At 73.3% G+C, this 14,792-nt stretch carries 15 protein-coding genes; 6 read left to right on the top strand and 9 right to left on the bottom strand.

Annotated elements, in window-relative coordinates:
- Positions 1-166 precede the first annotated feature (166 nt).
- From efeO to LE181_RS29045, 4 genes are all read right to left on the bottom strand, one after another.
- A complete protein-coding gene (gene efeO / locus LE181_RS29060) occupies positions 167-1,300 on the bottom strand; it encodes an iron uptake system protein EfeO (RefSeq protein WP_225664496.1) in 1,134 nt (377 codons plus the stop codon).
- A gap of 123 nt (positions 1,301-1,423) precedes the next feature.
- Positions 1,424-2,287: a heme ABC transporter ATP-binding protein gene (locus LE181_RS29055; protein ID WP_225664495.1), complete on the bottom strand. Its 864-nt coding sequence runs from the start codon at positions 2,285-2,287 to the stop codon at positions 1,424-1,426.
- Between the two features lie 43 nt (positions 2,288-2,330).
- Positions 2,331-3,485, bottom strand: coding sequence for a FecCD family ABC transporter permease (locus tag LE181_RS29050; protein WP_225664494.1), 1,155 nt, complete (start codon positions 3,483-3,485; stop codon positions 2,331-2,333).
- 1 nt (position 3,486) lies between these two features.
- A complete protein-coding gene (locus tag LE181_RS29045) occupies positions 3,487-4,548 on the bottom strand; it encodes a heme/hemin ABC transporter substrate-binding protein (RefSeq protein WP_225664493.1) in 1,062 nt (353 codons plus the stop codon).
- Between the two features lie 83 nt (positions 4,549-4,631).
- On the opposite strand from LE181_RS29045, the gene LE181_RS29040 reads away from it, so the two are divergent.
- Positions 4,632-6,044 carry an HtaA domain-containing protein gene (locus LE181_RS29040; protein ID WP_225664492.1) on the top strand — a complete coding sequence of 471 codons (1,413 nt, stop codon included), beginning with the start codon at positions 4,632-4,634 and terminating at the stop codon, positions 6,042-6,044.
- A gap of 105 nt (positions 6,045-6,149) precedes the next feature.
- Positions 6,150-7,772, top strand: coding sequence for an HtaA domain-containing protein (locus tag LE181_RS29035; protein ID WP_225664491.1), 1,623 nt, complete (start codon positions 6,150-6,152; stop codon positions 7,770-7,772).
- 81 nt (positions 7,773-7,853) lie between these two features.
- Here LE181_RS29035 and LE181_RS29030 read toward each other — a convergent pair whose 3' ends face one another.
- Both LE181_RS29030 and map read right to left on the bottom strand, forming a co-directional pair.
- Positions 7,854-8,516, bottom strand: a complete 663-nt coding sequence (locus tag LE181_RS29030) for a biliverdin-producing heme oxygenase (protein ID WP_225664490.1) — start codon at positions 8,514-8,516, stop codon at positions 7,854-7,856.
- A 145-nt stretch (positions 8,517-8,661) separates the two neighbouring features.
- The gene (gene map, locus LE181_RS29025; protein WP_225664489.1) at positions 8,662-9,519 is read right to left on the bottom strand and encodes a type I methionyl aminopeptidase; all 858 of its coding nucleotides are present in this window, start codon (positions 9,517-9,519) and stop codon (positions 8,662-8,664) included.
- Between the two features lie 46 nt (positions 9,520-9,565).
- Between map and LE181_RS29020 the strand changes: the two genes are divergently transcribed.
- The gene (locus LE181_RS29020) at positions 9,566-9,775 is read left to right on the top strand and encodes a hypothetical protein (RefSeq protein ID WP_225664488.1); all 210 of its coding nucleotides are present in this window, start codon (positions 9,566-9,568) and stop codon (positions 9,773-9,775) included.
- 70 nt (positions 9,776-9,845) lie between these two features.
- Here the strand turns inward: LE181_RS29020 and LE181_RS29015 are convergent, their stop codons facing one another.
- A complete protein-coding gene (locus tag LE181_RS29015; protein WP_225664487.1) occupies positions 9,846-11,165 on the bottom strand; it encodes an MFS transporter in 1,320 nt (439 codons plus the stop codon).
- 114 nt (positions 11,166-11,279) lie between these two features.
- Positions 11,280-11,891, bottom strand: coding sequence for a hypothetical protein (locus tag LE181_RS29010; protein WP_225664486.1), 612 nt, complete (start codon positions 11,889-11,891; stop codon positions 11,280-11,282).
- Positions 11,892-12,025: 134 nt separating this feature from the next.
- Between LE181_RS29010 and npdG the strand changes: the two genes are divergently transcribed.
- Together npdG and LE181_RS29000 are read left to right on the top strand one after the other, a co-directional pair.
- Complete coding sequence (gene npdG / locus LE181_RS29005) at positions 12,026-12,742, top strand: NADPH-dependent F420 reductase (protein ID WP_225664485.1); 717 nt, start codon at positions 12,026-12,028, stop codon at positions 12,740-12,742.
- Positions 12,743-12,817: 75 nt separating this feature from the next.
- Positions 12,818-13,021 carry a hypothetical protein gene (locus LE181_RS29000; RefSeq protein ID WP_225664484.1) on the top strand — a complete coding sequence of 68 codons (204 nt, stop codon included), beginning with the start codon at positions 12,818-12,820 and terminating at the stop codon, positions 13,019-13,021.
- Between the two features lie 34 nt (positions 13,022-13,055).
- Here LE181_RS29000 and LE181_RS28995 read toward each other — a convergent pair whose 3' ends face one another.
- Positions 13,056-13,865 carry a site-2 protease family protein gene (locus LE181_RS28995; protein WP_225664483.1) on the bottom strand — a complete coding sequence of 270 codons (810 nt, stop codon included), beginning with the start codon at positions 13,863-13,865 and terminating at the stop codon, positions 13,056-13,058.
- A gap of 124 nt (positions 13,866-13,989) precedes the next feature.
- Between LE181_RS28995 and LE181_RS28990 the strand changes: the two genes are divergently transcribed.
- On the top strand, positions 13,990-14,792 hold an 803-nt coding region (locus LE181_RS28990), incomplete at its 3' end, for an AfsR/SARP family transcriptional regulator (RefSeq protein WP_443742926.1).

Here is a 14,792-nt window from a genome sequence, read left to right as displayed (position 1 = left end):
GTGCCGCCGGCCGCGGCGGCGCCGAGCGCGAGGCCGGCGCCGCCCCAGCCGAGCACGGAGCGGCGGGAGGGGGCGGCCTTGGCGGCCTCGTCGCTCGCCTCGCCCGCCTTGCCGTCCGTCACGTTCTCGCGTATTTCGCCAGTCATGAGAAGTCCGTCCCCTTCGCTTACTTCGCGACCGCGCCGGCGAGCTTGGACAGCGGCTCGCCCAGGGCGTTGACGGCGTCGGACAGCTTCTTGCGGTCGTCCTTGCCGATGGCGTCGTACGACCTGAAGGTGTCGCCGTCGCGGTAGTCGTTCAGCAGCTTCTTCAGCTCGCCGAACTGCTTGTCCAGCTCCTTGGCGAGGTCGGAGTCGTTCTTCGAGGCGACCGGCTTCAGCAGCTCGTACGCCTTCTCGGCGCCCTCCACGTTGGCCTGGAAGTCGACCAGGTCGGTGTGGCTGTAGCGCTCCTCCTCACCGGTCACCTTGCCGGTGGCCACCTCGTCGAGCAGCTCCTTGGCGCCGTTGGCCATGCTGGTCGGGGTGATCTCGGCGGTGCCGACGACCTTCTGCCAGCCCTTGAGGTCCTCCATCAGCTGGTCGGCCAGCTTCTTGTCGTCCTCGGAGATCTCCTTGGCCTCCCAGAGGGACTTCTCCAGCTTGTGCCAGCCCGTCCACTTCTGGTCCTTCTCCAGGCCGTCCTCGCGCACGTCGACCTTGGGGTCGATGTCGCCGAAGGACTCCGCCACCGGCTCGGTGCGCTCCCAGCCGATGCGGGAGACGGCGTAGAGCTTCTTCGCCTCGTCCACGTCGCCGGCCTTGACCGCGTCGGCGAACTTCTGCGCCGCCGGGATGGTCTCGTCGGCCTGCTGCTGGACGTACTTGCGGTACTCGGCGACCGCCTTGTCCAGCTCCGGGTTGCTCTTCTCCTGCTTGCCGTCGCCGGTGACGGTGACCTTCTGGCGGATGCCGTCGCCCTTCATTCCGGGCTTGCAGGCGATTTCGTAGGCGCCGGCCTTCTTGATCGTCGCGACGATCTCGGCCTTGGTGCCCGGGCCTATGTTCTCCCGCTCCGCGACAATTCGATCACCGGCGGCGTAGAGGTAGACCTCGGTGACCTTCGAGCCCTTGTTCTCGACATTGATCTTGACGTGACCGGCCGGGAACGAGGTCTTCGAGACCTCGCACGCGTCGTCCTTCGCCTTGACCGCAATGGCGTCCGAGTCCTTCTTGTCCGACTTCTCGGCACAACCGGACACGGCGGTCAGGGCCGCGGCTGCCGCGACGGCGACGACGGCGGAGGAGCGGAGGACTCGCATGGGGGCTCCAGGCTTGCTCGGAGAGCGGATGAGGGATGGCCGAAAACGATTGCTCGAATAAGGCCGCCCTAACTTATCTGAGGCTTGCCTACCCTGTTCCCCGCCAGGAGAGTGATTCTGCTCTCATGAGGCAAAATCTCGGCCCTCCCGCCGCGGTATCACCAATGGTCCCCGGCTGCACGGATGATCAATTACGTCGACCGGCTGGGAATAGACACGACTTAGCAATTCGGGCAGATACACCGTCGCCGGTGGGCCGTCGGCCGCTATGCGCCCGTCGTGGAGCAGGGCGACGCGGTCCGCGTACGCCCCGGCGAGACCGAGGTCGTGCAGCACGACCACCACCGCGTCGCCCGCGGCCGCGCGCTCGCGGCAGATGCGCAGCACCACTTCCTGGTGGCGCAGGTCCAGCGCCGCCGTCGGCTCGTCGAGCAGCAGCAGGGCGGTGCGCTGGGCGAGGACCCGGGCCAGCGCCACCCGGGCCCGCTCGCCGCCCGACAGCGCGGCGAACGGGCGGGGTCCGAATCCGGCCACGTCGGCGGCGGCCATGGCCTCCCGGACCGCCGCGTCGTCCTCCTCCTCGGCGGCCGTCCCGGCCCAGGGCGCGCGGCCCATCCGCACGACCTCCCCGACGGTGAAGGGGAACGACAGCCCGGCCGTCTGCGGCAGCACGGCCCGGCGCAGGGCGAGTTCGCCCGCGCTCCACGCACCGGCCGGCAGCCCGTCGACGCGCACCTCGCCGGACTCGGCGGGCAGATCGCCGGCGAGCGCGGCCAGCAGGGTGGACTTGCCGGCCCCGTTCGGCCCGACGAGCGCCACGACCTCGCCCGCGCGGACCGTCAGATCGACACCGGCCAGCACGGCCCGCCCTCCGAGCCGCACGTGCAGGGAACGGGCCTCGGCCAGCGCCGAACCGGCGACGACGGGGGCGGGAAGCCGCCGCCCGCCCCGGCGGGGGAGGAACGAACGCAGGGTACGGGCGCTCATGCCCACCCTCCTCGTGCCGGGCCGAGGTGTGGCGTACGGGCGCTCATGCCCACCCTCCCTGCTTCCGTCGCGTCCTGCGCAGCAACCAGAAGAAGAACGGGCTGCCGAACAAGGCCGTCAGGACCCCCAGGGGCAGCTCCGCCGGCTGGGCGGCCGTGCGGGCCGCGAGGTCACCGGCGACCAGCACCAGGGCGCCGCCCAGGGCGCTGCCCGGCACCAGGAAGCGGTGCGCCGGGCCCGCCGCCATCCGCAGCAGGTGCGGCACCAGCAGGCCCACGAACGTGATGACGCCCGCCACCGCCACCGCCGCCGCCGTCAGCAGCGCGACCACCAGCACCAGCACCAGCCGCAGCCGTTCCACGTCGACGCCCAGGTGGCGGGCCGGCCGTTCGCCGAGCGCGAGCAGGTCCAGCTTGCGCGCGTACCAGGGGGCGACGGCCAGCCCGGCCAGGGCGCACGGCAGCACGGCCAGCACCTTCGGCCACGTTGCCTGCGCCAGCGAACCGAGCTGCCAGAAGGCGATCTGGGCGATCTGGGCGTTGTCCGCGAGGAAGACGCCCAGCCCGACGAGCGCGCCCGCGAACGCGTTCACGGCGATGCCGGTGAGGATGAGCGTCACCACCTCCGTACGGCCGCCCGAGCGGGAGAGCACGTAGACCAGCAGCACGGTCACCAGCCCGCCCGCGAACGCGCAGACGCTGATCGTCCAGGTCCCGAGGAAGCTCAGCCCCAGCGCGATCGAGGTGACCGCGCCGACGGCCGCGCCCATGGAGATGCCGATGACGCCGGGCTCGGCGAGGGGGTTGCCGAACACGCCCTGCATGAGCGCGCCCGCGCACCCGAGCGAGGCGCCGACCAGCACGGCCAGCACGACGCGGGGCAGCCGTACGTTCCACAGCACGCTCTCGCCGACCCGGTCCAGCGGCGCGCCGCCGAGACCGGCGCGGTGCAGGAGGGAGCCCGTGACGTCCCCGACCGGGATGTCGTAGGCGCCGAGGCCGGCGGAGAGCAGGCACAGGGCGGCGAGGGCGACGGCCATGCCGCACGTCAGCACGGCGGCGCGGCGGCCGGCGCGCCCGCGCGACGGTGCCGGCGAGGTGTCGCCCTCACGGGCGCGGCCGGCGTCCGGCGCGGCGTCACGGTCGCTTGGGGGAGCGGACGGTGCCGCCCCGGTGGGGGTTCTCGACGGGTGGCCCATGTCAGCGGCCGCCCCGGTGGATCTGCTCGACCAGGGAGGTGAGCACCGCGTCCGTGCGCGGGCCGAAGTTCAGCAGGACGCCGTCGTCGACGGAGGCGATCCGGCGGTCCAGGCCGGCCGGGGTCTGGCCCACGCCGGGGATCTTCAGCAGGCCGTCCACGCCGCCGACCGAGTCGAGTCCCTTGCTCATCACGAGGATCACGTCCGGCGCGGCCTTCGCCAGCGCCTCGCTCGTGATGGGCGTGAAGTCCCTTTTCAGGCCCGACTCCCTGCCCGCGTCGATGCCGCCGGCCGCCTCGATCAGCGAGTCGGCACCCGAACCGGCGCCGCCCAGGAGGTAGACCGAGGCCGAGCCGCGCAGGTAGAGGAAGGCGACCCGCGGTCTGCCGGTGCCCGCGGCGGCGTCGCGCGGAATGCCCTTGCGCGCCTGCTCGATGCGGCCCTGGGTGCGGGTGCGCAGCTCGTCCCCGGCGGTGCGCACGCCGAGCGCGGCGGCCACCGCGTCGATGCGGGTACCGACGTCGTCGAGCTTCTTCGCCGGGTCCAGGACGACGAGCGGGACGCCCGCGGCCCGGATCTGCCCGATCGCCTCGGCGGGGCCGGTGGTGGTCTCGGCGAGGACGAGCGTGGGCTTCAGGGACAGCACGCTCTCCGCCGAGACGTCGTGCGCGCGCGTGACGACGGGCAGCCTGCGCGCCTGCTCGAACGTGGCGGTGATGTCGCGTGCGACGACCTGCTCGCCCAGACCGAGGCCGAAAACGACCTCGGACAGCGCGCCGCTGAGTGGGACGATCCGATCGGTGGCCGTCACGGTGACGTCGCGGCCGTCGGACGACCGTACGGTGACCGGCAGTCGGGGCGTCGGCTTCGTCGCCGGCAGTTCCACGCGGTCGGCCGCCGCCCGGCGCCCGTCCGCCGTGCCGCCGCCGCGCCCGCCGGTCCCGGAGACGGCGTCCGAGGGGCCGCAGCCGGTGAGGACGGCGGCCAGGGCCAGCAGGGCCGCAAGAGCGCCGAGGAGGCGTGGGAGGCGTATCGGCGCGCCCACCGGCCGGTGTTGGGACACATTCCCGCCTTTCGCTGTGAACCAGTCGGGATATAGCTTAGGTTAGCCTTACCTAAATTGCTATTGCCCGAGAGGGGCTCCCGATGCTGCCGTTCAGACCTGCCCGCGCGCCCGTCGTCGCGCTCCTCGCGGCCGCGCTGACGGTCGTGATCCCCGCGCGTGCCGCAGCGGCGGCGGACGGCCGCGAGGTCTCGGGCGGCCGGCTCGACTGGGGCATCAAGTCCTCCTTCCAGAGCTACGTCACCGGGCCCGTGGCACAGGGGAGTTGGGAGCTCCAGGGAGGGGCGGCAACGGTCGGCGGCAGCCAGTTCCGCTTCCACTCCGCCAAGGGATCCCACCGGCCCGGCACCGGCGCCTTCGAGGCGGCCTTCTCCGGCGGCGTCCACTTCACCGGCCACCGCAAGCCCGACGGCTCCCACGAACTCGACCTCACCGTCAGCCGCCCCACCGTCCGCATCGCGGACGGCAACGGCACCCTCTACGCCGACGTGACGAGCAAGGCCAAGGGCACGGGCGAGGTCACGACCGCCTCCCAGGTCGCGTTCGCCGCGCTCGACGTCTCCGGCGTGAACCTGCGCGGCAGCGGGACGGCCGTGCGGCTCGCGAACGTTCCGGCCACGCTCACCGAGCAGGGCGCCAAGGCGTTCGCGGGTTACTACACCCGGGGCACGGCCCTGGACCCCGTCAGCCTCTCGGCCGACATCGTGGCCGCCGCTACGGCGCCGTCGCCCACGCCGCCGGGCGCCGGCCCGTCCGCGACGCCCGCGGAAAAGGGCGGGTCCCGGGGCGAGTTCACCGGCGCGGCCGTCGACTGGGGGGTGCGCCGCACCTTCCGGGAGTACGTCACCGGCTCCCTCGCCCAGGGCTCGTGGAAGCTGGGCGACGGCGCCCAGGACGGCGGAGCGCTCTTCCGCTTCCCGGGCGGCAAGGGTGCGTACGACGCCGGGGCGACGGCCCTCGACGCCTCCTTCGCGGGCACCCTCCGCTTCACCGGCAAGGACCTCGACCTCGCACTGGGCGGGGTGAAGGTCACGGTGAAGGACGGCAGGGGGACGCTCTCGGCGGATGTCACCCGGAGCGGCGCGGACGTCCGCAGGAACGTTCCGCTCGTTTCCTTCGACGCCTCCGGACTGAAGGAGAAGGACGGCCTCGTCGCCGTGTCCGAGGCCCCGGCCAGGCTCACCGCCGAAGGCGCCGGGGCCTTCGGCGGGATGTACCAGGAGGGCGCGGACATGGATCCGGTCTCGCTCGCCGTGCCCCTCGCCGCGGGTGCCGCGCTCCCGCCGCTGCCCGACCTCGGCCGCGCGCCGGCCGCGAGCCCGACGGCCGCGCCCGCCGCGGCCGCACCCCGTACGGAGCCGGTCGCGGCCGGCTCCTCCTTCCCCGTCGTGCCGGTGACGGCCGCCGCCGTGGTCCTCCTGGCCGCGGCCGTCACCTTCGCCCTCGGCCGCAGGCGCCGGACCGCCGCCGCGGCGCGCGCGGCACACGAGGAATGACCCGACTCCGCGCCGGCCGCTGCCTCCTCCTCACCGAGCGGCCGGCGCGGCCCCTCCCCACCCCGATGTCCACGAGCGTTTCCCCTACCTAGGAGACAACCGACCATGACCGTCGCCGCACGCCGACGACCCCTCGCCCTCGCGGCAGCCGTCGCCACGGCCGCCGCCGCTCTGGGCGCCACCGCGCTGACCGTTCCGGCGGCCCACGCCGCGGACGGACCCCCGCCGCAGATGCAGCTCAAGGACGGCACGCTGGACTGGGGGCTGAAGAAGTCCTTCCGCGAGTACATCGAGACCGGCTTCGGAGGCGGCACGATCGAGGTCGCCGACGGCGCGCGGCGCACCGGCGACGGCCCCTTCACCTTCACCGGCGGCACGGGCACGTACGACATGGCCTCGCACGCCGTCGCCACCACCTTCAAGGGCGGCGTGCGCTTCCTCGGCCACGACGGCGAGCTCGACCTGACGTTCGCGGACCTGAAGCTGGCGGGCGACGCCGGCGGCAAGACCGGCCGCATCACCGCCGACGTCACCAGGGACGGCGCGACGCAGGACGACGTGCCCCTCGCCTCCCTGGACCTGGGGGCGGCCAAGCGGGGCGGCGGCAAGGGCGGCGTCATCACCCTCGGCGAGATACCCGCCAAGCTGACCGCCCAGGGCGCCAAGGTCTTCGCGTACCGGGGACGTTCCTTCTACAAGGAGGGTGCCGCGCTCGACAACGCCTCGCTCACGGTGACGGCGGTGGCGCAGCCGCCGGCGGGCGGCGGCACGAAGGAGACCGGTACGTCCACCGACCACCCCGGCACGAAGGACGCGGGCACGTCCACGGACCACCCCGCCACCAGGGACGCGGGCACGTCCACGGACGATCCCGGCACGAAGAGCGGCGCGGGCACGCCCACGACCGAGGGCGGCAGGACCGGCGACGGGAAGCCCGCCCAGGGCGGTGTGCACGACGGACGCCTGGACTGGGGCATCAAGAAGTCCTTCCGCGAGTACATCACCGACGGATACGCCAAGGGCAAGGCCGAACTCCTCGGTGACGCCGTGAAGAAGGGCGACTCCTACCGCTTCCCCAAGGGCCACGGGACGTACGACGCGTCCGCGAACACGCTCGACGCCGCCTTCAACGGAGAGGTGCGCTTCAGCGGCCACGACGGGGAACTGGACCTGAAGCTCGGCAACTTCACGGTCAAGGCGTCCACCACCGGCGCGACGCTGAGCGCCGACGTGTCCGCCAAGGGCAAGGAGTCGACCACCACGACGAAGGCCGTGCCGCTCGCGCACCTCAAGCCCGGCGCGGACGCGTTCAAGGCCAAGGACGGGGTCGTCTCGCTCTCCGCCGTCCCGGCCACCCTGACCGAGGAGGGCGCCAAGGTCTTCTCGTACAAGGGCCGGTCGTTCTACAAGGCGGGCACGGACCTCGACCCGGTGAACCTCGCCGTCGCCGTCGAGAAGGACGCCAAGCTGCCCGACGACCAGGGCTCCTCCTCCGGAACCGGCACCGGCACGGGCTCCGGATCCGGATCCGCCGCGGGATCCGGCTCCACCGGTACCGGCAGCGGCTCCGGCACGGGCGGCGGCGCCACGGGCAGCGAGGCGTCCCTCGCCGCCACCGGCGCCGGCGTTCCCGCCGGCCCGCTCGCCGGCGGGGCCGCGGCCCTCGTCGTCGCCGGCGGCGCGGCCGTCTACGCCACCCGCCGGCGCGCCTCGCTCGCCAAGGGCTGACGGCCCCTCCCCGAGAACGGCCTGCGCCCCCGGTACGGTCACCGGGGGCGCAGGCGCAGGTCCGTGCGGAAAGGGTGCAGGTCAGGCGCTGAGCGGGAACTCCCGCCCCAGCTCGTGGAAGACCGCGGTGTTCAGCGCGAACGCCCGCTTGCACTCCTCGATCACGCGCTGCTTCTCCAGGTCGTCCACCGGCAGGGCGTCCAGCAGCTCGCGGTACTCGCGCTTGAAGGCGGCGGGGTTGGGGATCCCCTCGAAGACGTAGAAGCGGACGCCGTCGCCCTTGCGGGCGAAGCCCCAGGTCTTCTCGGCGGTGCCCCGGATGATCTGGCCGCCGGAGAGGTCGCCCAGGTAGCGCGTGTAGTGGTGGGCGACGTAGCCGGCGGGCCAGTCGCGGGCGCACTCCGCGACCCGCGCCGCATACGCCGCCGTCGCGGGCAGCGGCTCCACGCCCCTGCGCCAGCCGGACCCGCCGAGATGGGCGAGGTCCCGCTCCAGCTGGGCGGTGCGGGCCAGCTCCGGACGTATGAACGGGCCCGCGACGGGGTCCGACGCCAGGGCCGCGGAGGCCGATTCCAGGGCCTCGTACACGAACCACAGCTGTTCGGTGTAGCGGCGGTAGGCCGCGACCCCGAGCCGGCCGCCGAGCATGTCGCTCATGAACGACGAGTTCTCGGCTTCCGTGTGCTGCTCGTGCGAGGCGGTGCGGATGAGCGTGGAGAACGGCGTCGTGGCGGGCGCGTCCAAGGCGGACCTCCGGTGACCGAGGGGACGGGAAGGCGGTGGAGAAGACGGGCGGTAACCGATGCGCCGGGGCGCGCCGCCACCACCCATCCTCTCTAGTTAGGGTTACCTAAGTCAATTGCTTCCCGACGCGCTGTCGGTAAAAACCCTACGGCAGCGTGAGGATCTCCGCACCCGTCTCCGTCACGACGAGCGTGTGCTCGAACTGCGCGGTCCGCTTGCGGTCCTTGGTGACGACCGTCCAGCCGTCCTCCCACATGTCGTACTCGTGCGTGCCCAGCGTCAGCATCGGCTCGATCGTGAACGTCATGCCGGGCTGGATGAGCGTGTCGTGGTGCGGGCTGTCGTAGTGGGGGACGATCAGGCCGGAGTGGAACGAGGAGTTGATGCCGTGCCCGGTGAAGTCGCGGACGACGCCGTAGCCGAAGCGCTTGGCGTACGACTCGATGACACGGCCGATGACGTTGATGCGGCGGCCGGGCTTGACCGCCTTGATGGCCCGGTTCAGCGACTCGCGGGTGCGCTCGACGAGCAGGCGCGACTCCTCGTCCACCTCGCCGCAGAGGTAGGTGGCGTTGTTGTCGCCGTGCACGCCGCCGATGTAGGCGGTCACGTCGAGGTTCACGATGTCGCCGTCGCGCAGCACGGTGGAGTCCGGGATGCCGTGGCAGATGACCTCGTTGACCGACGCGCACAGCGACTTGGGGAAGCCGCGGTAGCCGAGCGTCGAGGGGTAGGCGCCGTGGTCGCACATGTACTCGTGCGCCACGCGGTCCAGCTCGTCGGTGGTGACGCCGGGGGCGATGTGCTTGGCCGCCTCCTCCATGGCCCGCGCGGCGATGCCGCCCGCGATCCGCATCTTCTCGATCGTCTCGGCGTCCTGGACCTCGGGGCCGGTGTACGGGGTGGGTGCGTCCTTCCCCACGTACTCGGGCCGCAGGATCGAGGCGGGGACAGGGCGGGCGGGGGAGAGTGTCCCCGGGACAAGAAGCGACTGGCCAGACATGTCTGCGAGTGTAGTCAGGGTCGGAACACACGCTGGAGGAGAGCTGATGGCACTGTTCAGGCGGCGCACGGCCGGCAAGCCGGGCGAGTGGTACTACTGCCTCAAGCACGGGGCGGTCGAGGAGGGGCCGGAGTGCCGGGCCGCGGACCGCATGGGCCCCTACGGGACGCGGGAGGAGGCGGCCCACGCCATGGAGACGGCCCGGGAGCGGAACGAGGAGTGGCGGGAGGACCCGCGCTGGAAGGACGAGGACTGAACCGTCACCGGCACCGCCGGGCGCGCCCACGAGGCGGCCCGGCCGGTGCCGGTGACGGGCGGAACCTGCCCTAGGCCGCCTCCGACACCGCTTCCGCGGCCTTCCGCTGCCGCATCCGCACGGCGTGCGGGTCCGTCCTCTGGTCGTAGGACATGAGCTTCGGCAGTGACAGGGCCAGCAGCCCCACCGACGCCACGCACGCCAGGCCGCCCGACCACACCGACGTCCGGACGCTGGTCAGCGCCGCCATGCCGCCCGCCCGGACCTGGCCCAGCTGCGGGCCGACGGAGTACGACAGCAGCTCTATGCCCGCGAGGCGGCCGCGCAGCTCGTCCGGGATCGTCTGGTCCCAGATCGCCGAACGGAACAGGCCGCTGACCGTGTCGCAGCCGCCCGCCACGGCCAGGAAGAGGAGCACCAGCCAGACGTTGTGCAGCCAGCCCGCCACGGACATCGCCGCACCCCAGCCCACCGCCGCGAGCACCACCAGCCGGCCGTGCCGGTGGATGCGCGAGACCCAGCCGCTGGTCAGGCTCACCACCAGCGAGCCGACCGCGCCCGCCGAGTACATCAGGCCCAGCGCCCACCGCGCGTCCAGGTCGTCGGCGAGGAACGGGAAGATCGCGGTGGGGTAGGCGAAGAACATCGCCGCCATGTCCACGGCGTACGTACCCAGCAGCTCCTTGCGGCTCCACGCGTAGCGGGCGCCGTCGAGGATGCCGCGCAGCGACGGCTTCTCCGCGTCGTGGGAGGCGGGGGAGGGCGCCAGGCCCAGGGCGAGCACCACGGACAGCGCGAACGAGAGGACGTCCAGGAAGTACGCCCACGGCAGCCCCGCGAAGGTGATGACCACACCGGCCAGCGAAGGGCCGGCGATGGCCCCGACCTGCCAGCGCATGGAGTTCAGCGCGATGGCGGCCGGCAGCTGCTCGTGGGGGACGATCCGCGGCACGATCGCCTGCAGCGCCGGACGCTGCAGCCCGGTCAGCGCGCTGACCAGCGCGGCCACCACGTACAACGGCCAGACCATCGGGTGCGGCAGCAGCGTGTTGAGGAGCAGCATCCCGCTCAGGACGCCGAGACCGACCTCCGTCCACAGGATCAGCTTGCGACGGTCGAGGGCGTCGGCCAGGGCGCCGCCGTACAGACCGAAGACGATCAGCGGTACCAGCTCGACCGCACCGACCGCGCCGACCGCGAGCGTGGAACCGGTCAGCTCCTTGAGCTGCAGCGGCACCGCGACGAAGGTCAGGAAGCTGCCGAAGACGGTCACCAGACCGGCGATCCACATGCGCCGGAAGTCGGGCGAGGAACGCCAGGGGGAGAGGTCGGGCAGCAGGGCGCGCAGCCGTGCGGCGGGGGAGGGGGGAGGGGGATGGTGCTCGGTCACGGGGCACCATGGTCCGGTCGTGGCCCGGGCGAAGCAAACGAATATCCCGGAAAGGCAGCTTCCGGCCACTTCCGGCCCGTTTCGGGGCGGCGGGGCGCGGGCCGGCGCCCGGTGCTACCAGCGGGTGGGCGGCGGGGCGGCCAGGTGCTCTGCCAGGCGCGACAGGCGGTCGCGGAAGCGGCGACCCCGCGGGGCCGGGCCGGTGGTCTCGCCGGCGGCGGCGCTGACCAGGTGCTGGACGGTGTCCAGATCCAGCTCGGCGGCGGCCGGCACGCTCAGCGCGTCGTGCGCGAGCGCGTGCAGGTCGGCCCGCGCGGCGCGGGGCGCGCCGTCCAGCGCCAGGACGGTCACCCCGTCGCGCCGCGCGTCGTGCACCCGCTCCAGGAGCCCCTCCCCGGGCTGCCCCTCCGCCACCACCAGCAGCGTCTCGCCGCGCCGCGCCGCCTCCAGCCGGCTCAGCCCCACCGACAGGTGCGTCGGCGCGCCGGACGGCACCCGGTGGCGGACGAGCGTCGGGGCGAGCTCCGGCAGACCGGACCAGGCGGCCTCGTCGTCCAGGTGGGCGGCGAGGTGCCAGGGCTCGTACTCCGCCGTGCCGACGAGCAGCAGCCCGCCGCCGTGGGCCTCGACGGAGGTCCGCAGGGCCCCCGCGAAACGGCGGGTGGCCTGCAGCCACTCGGTCCCGGCCAGCGCCTCGCGCAGCAGTGCGACCCGTACCGCGTCCATGCGGCGCATCCTGCCCCAACCGCCGCAGGCGGATGCGGAGTTACGGGGTGGCTCACCCGTTCGGACGCCAGGGGTGCCCGTGCGGGGCGCAACCGGGCCGTCGGGCGCGGTACGGGCGTGACAGTATCGCTGTCATGACTACTTCTGATGGCGTGGTGAAGGACGTGAAGAAGGCCCCTGCGAAGGACCCTTGGGACCTTCCCGACGTTTCCGGCATGGTGGTCGGCGTGCTCGGCGGGACCGGTGACCAGGGCCGCGGCCTCGCCTACCGGCTGGCCAAGGCCGGCCAGCGAGTGATCATCGGTTCGCGCGCCGCGGAGCGGGCGCAGGCCGCCGCCGGGGAGCTGGGCCTGGGCATCGAGGGCCTGGACAACGCCGAGTGCGCCCGCCGCAGCGACATCGTGATCGTCGCCGTGCCGTGGGACGGCCACGCCAAGACCCTCGAAGCGCTGCGCGAGGAGCTCGCGGGCAAGCTCGTCGTCGACTGCGTCAACCCGCTCGGCTTCGACAAGCAGGGCGCCTACGCGCTCAAGCCGGAGGAGGGCAGCGCCGCCCAGCAGGCCGCCGCCCTGCTGCCCGAGTCCCGGGTGACCGCCGCCTTCCACCACCTGTCCGCGGTGCTGCTGTCGGACCCGGAGATCGCGGAGATCGACACCGACGTGATGGTCCTCGGCGAGAAGCGGGCCGACACCGACATCGTGCAGGCGCTGGCCGGCCGCATCCCCGGCATGCGCGGCGTCTTCGCGGGCCGGCTGCGCAACGCCCACCAGGTGGAGTCCCTCGTCGCCAACCTGATCTCCGTGAACCGCCGCTACAAGGCGCACGCCGGGCTGCGGGTCACGGACGTCTGAGCCGCCCGGGGCATGGGGGACAATGACCGGGATCGTACGCACATGCGCCCCCGCCGTCGGACAGGAGCCGCCCCCATGCCCCGCCTCGCCCTCTACGCCCTCGCCGTCTGCGTCCTCGCGGTCGCGGCGGCCGTCGTCTCCTTCGCGCGCGGCAGCTGGCTCGGCATCGTGTGGATCCTGCTGCTCGGCGTCGCGTCGAACATCGCCTGGTACTACGTGCGCAAGGCGAAGAACGACAAGGCCGCGGAGCAGGGCTCCGCGGCCGGCCGGGCTGCCTGATCGGCCGGGCGCCTGATCGCGCCGAGCCGCCTGATCAGCCGATCACGAGGCCGTCCAGCGGCGGGATCTCCGGCGTGCCCTCCCAGAAGCGGAACAGCTTCTGGCCCCAGTAGGTGTCCCACTCGGTGACGCCGAGGCTCCGCAGCACCGCGTCGATCATGTCGAAGAAGGCGTGGTTGACCTCCGGGATCCACAGGAAGCCGAAGACCGCGAGCAGGCCGAACGGCGCGAACGGCTCCACCTGGCGGCGCACCTTGTACGACAGCCAGGGCTCGATCACGCCGTAGCCGTCCAGGCCCGGCACGGGCAGGAAGTTGAGGATCACGGCGGTCACGTGCAGCTGGACCGTGAAGGCGAGGGCGTAGCGGGCGTTGTCCGGTATCCCGTCCAGCGCTCCCAGCAGGAACGGGAGGCCGATGGCGAGGACGAAGAGGGCGTCCATCAGCGGGCCGGCCGCCGAGACCAGGCTCTGCTTCCAGCGGCTGCGGATGCGGTGGCGCTCGATGAAGACCGCGCCGCCCGGCAGGCCGATGCCGCCCATGATGACGAAGATCACCGGCAGCACGATGCTGAGCAGGGCGTGGGTGTAGCGGAGGGGATTGAGGGTCAGGTAGCCCTTGGCCCCGACGGATATGTCACCGCCGTGCAGGGCGGTGCGGGCGTGCGAGAACTCGTGCAGGCACAGCGAGACGACCCAGCCCGACAGGACGAACAGGAACACGGCGAAACCGGGGTTCGCCGAGAAGCCGGTCCACACCGCCCAGAGGGAGACCGCCATGATGGCGACGAGGGCGAGGAAGACGGGGCTCACACGCCCTTCGCCGCGGGCCGCTTGCGTTGCCATGCCAGTGTGCTCCTGGGGATGAGGCCGCCGGGAAAACCCCGGGGCGTGCGAACGTACCGGGCGACGGTACTTGGCCCGGGACATATTTCGTAGCGCCGGGTCCGGCGCGGGGGAGAATGGGCCGGTGCGTTACGGCATCCTCGGCACCACCCAGGCCCACACCGACGACGGCATCCCCATGCCCCTCGGCGGCACCCGGCTGCGCGCGCTCCTGGCCGCGCTGGCCCTGCATCCGGGGCGGCTGCGCCCCGCCGATGCGCTGATCGACGAGGTCTGGGACGGTGCACCGCCCGCGGACGCGGTGGGCGCCCTGCAGGCGCTCGTCGGACGGCTGCGGCGGGCCGTGGGCCGGGAGGCGGTGACCTCCGCCGCGGGCGGCTACCGGCTGTCCGCCGACCCCGACGACGTCGACCTGCACCGCTTCGAGCGGCTGGCCGGCGAGGGCGAGGGCGCCCTCGCCGACGGGGATCCCGCGAAGGCGGCGGCCCTGCTCGACGACGCCCTCGCGCTGTGGCGCGGCCCCGCCCTCGCGGACCTGCCGGGCCGGGCGGTGCCGGTCCGCCGGCTGGAGGCCCGCCACCTGGCGGCGCGCCGCGCCCGCCTGGCCGCCGCGGTGGCCCTGGGCCAGGCGGCCGGAACGCTCCCCGCCCTGGCCGAACTCTGCGACACCCACCCCCTCGACGAACCCCTCCAGGCCCTCCGCCTGCGCGCCCTGCGCGCCGCGGGCCGCCCCGCCGAGGCCCTGGCCGCCTACGCCGAGGTCGCCCGCACCCTGACCGAAACCCTGGGCACCACCCCGGGCCCGGAACTCCGCACCCTCCACGGCGAACTCCTCAACCCGCCCGCGCCGCCGCCGGGGCCCCGGCCCGCCGCCCCCGGCACGGCCCCGCACGCCGCCGACCCGGCAACTCCGCCCGTCGGCGGGGC

The sequence above is a fragment of the Streptomyces sichuanensis genome (genome assembly GCF_020328095.1).
Classification (GTDB): Bacteria; Actinomycetota; Actinomycetes; order Streptomycetales; family Streptomycetaceae; genus Streptomyces; species Streptomyces cinnamoneus.
Note: the sequence above shows the minus strand (reverse complement) of the source record. Positions and strands in the feature narration are given on the sequence as shown.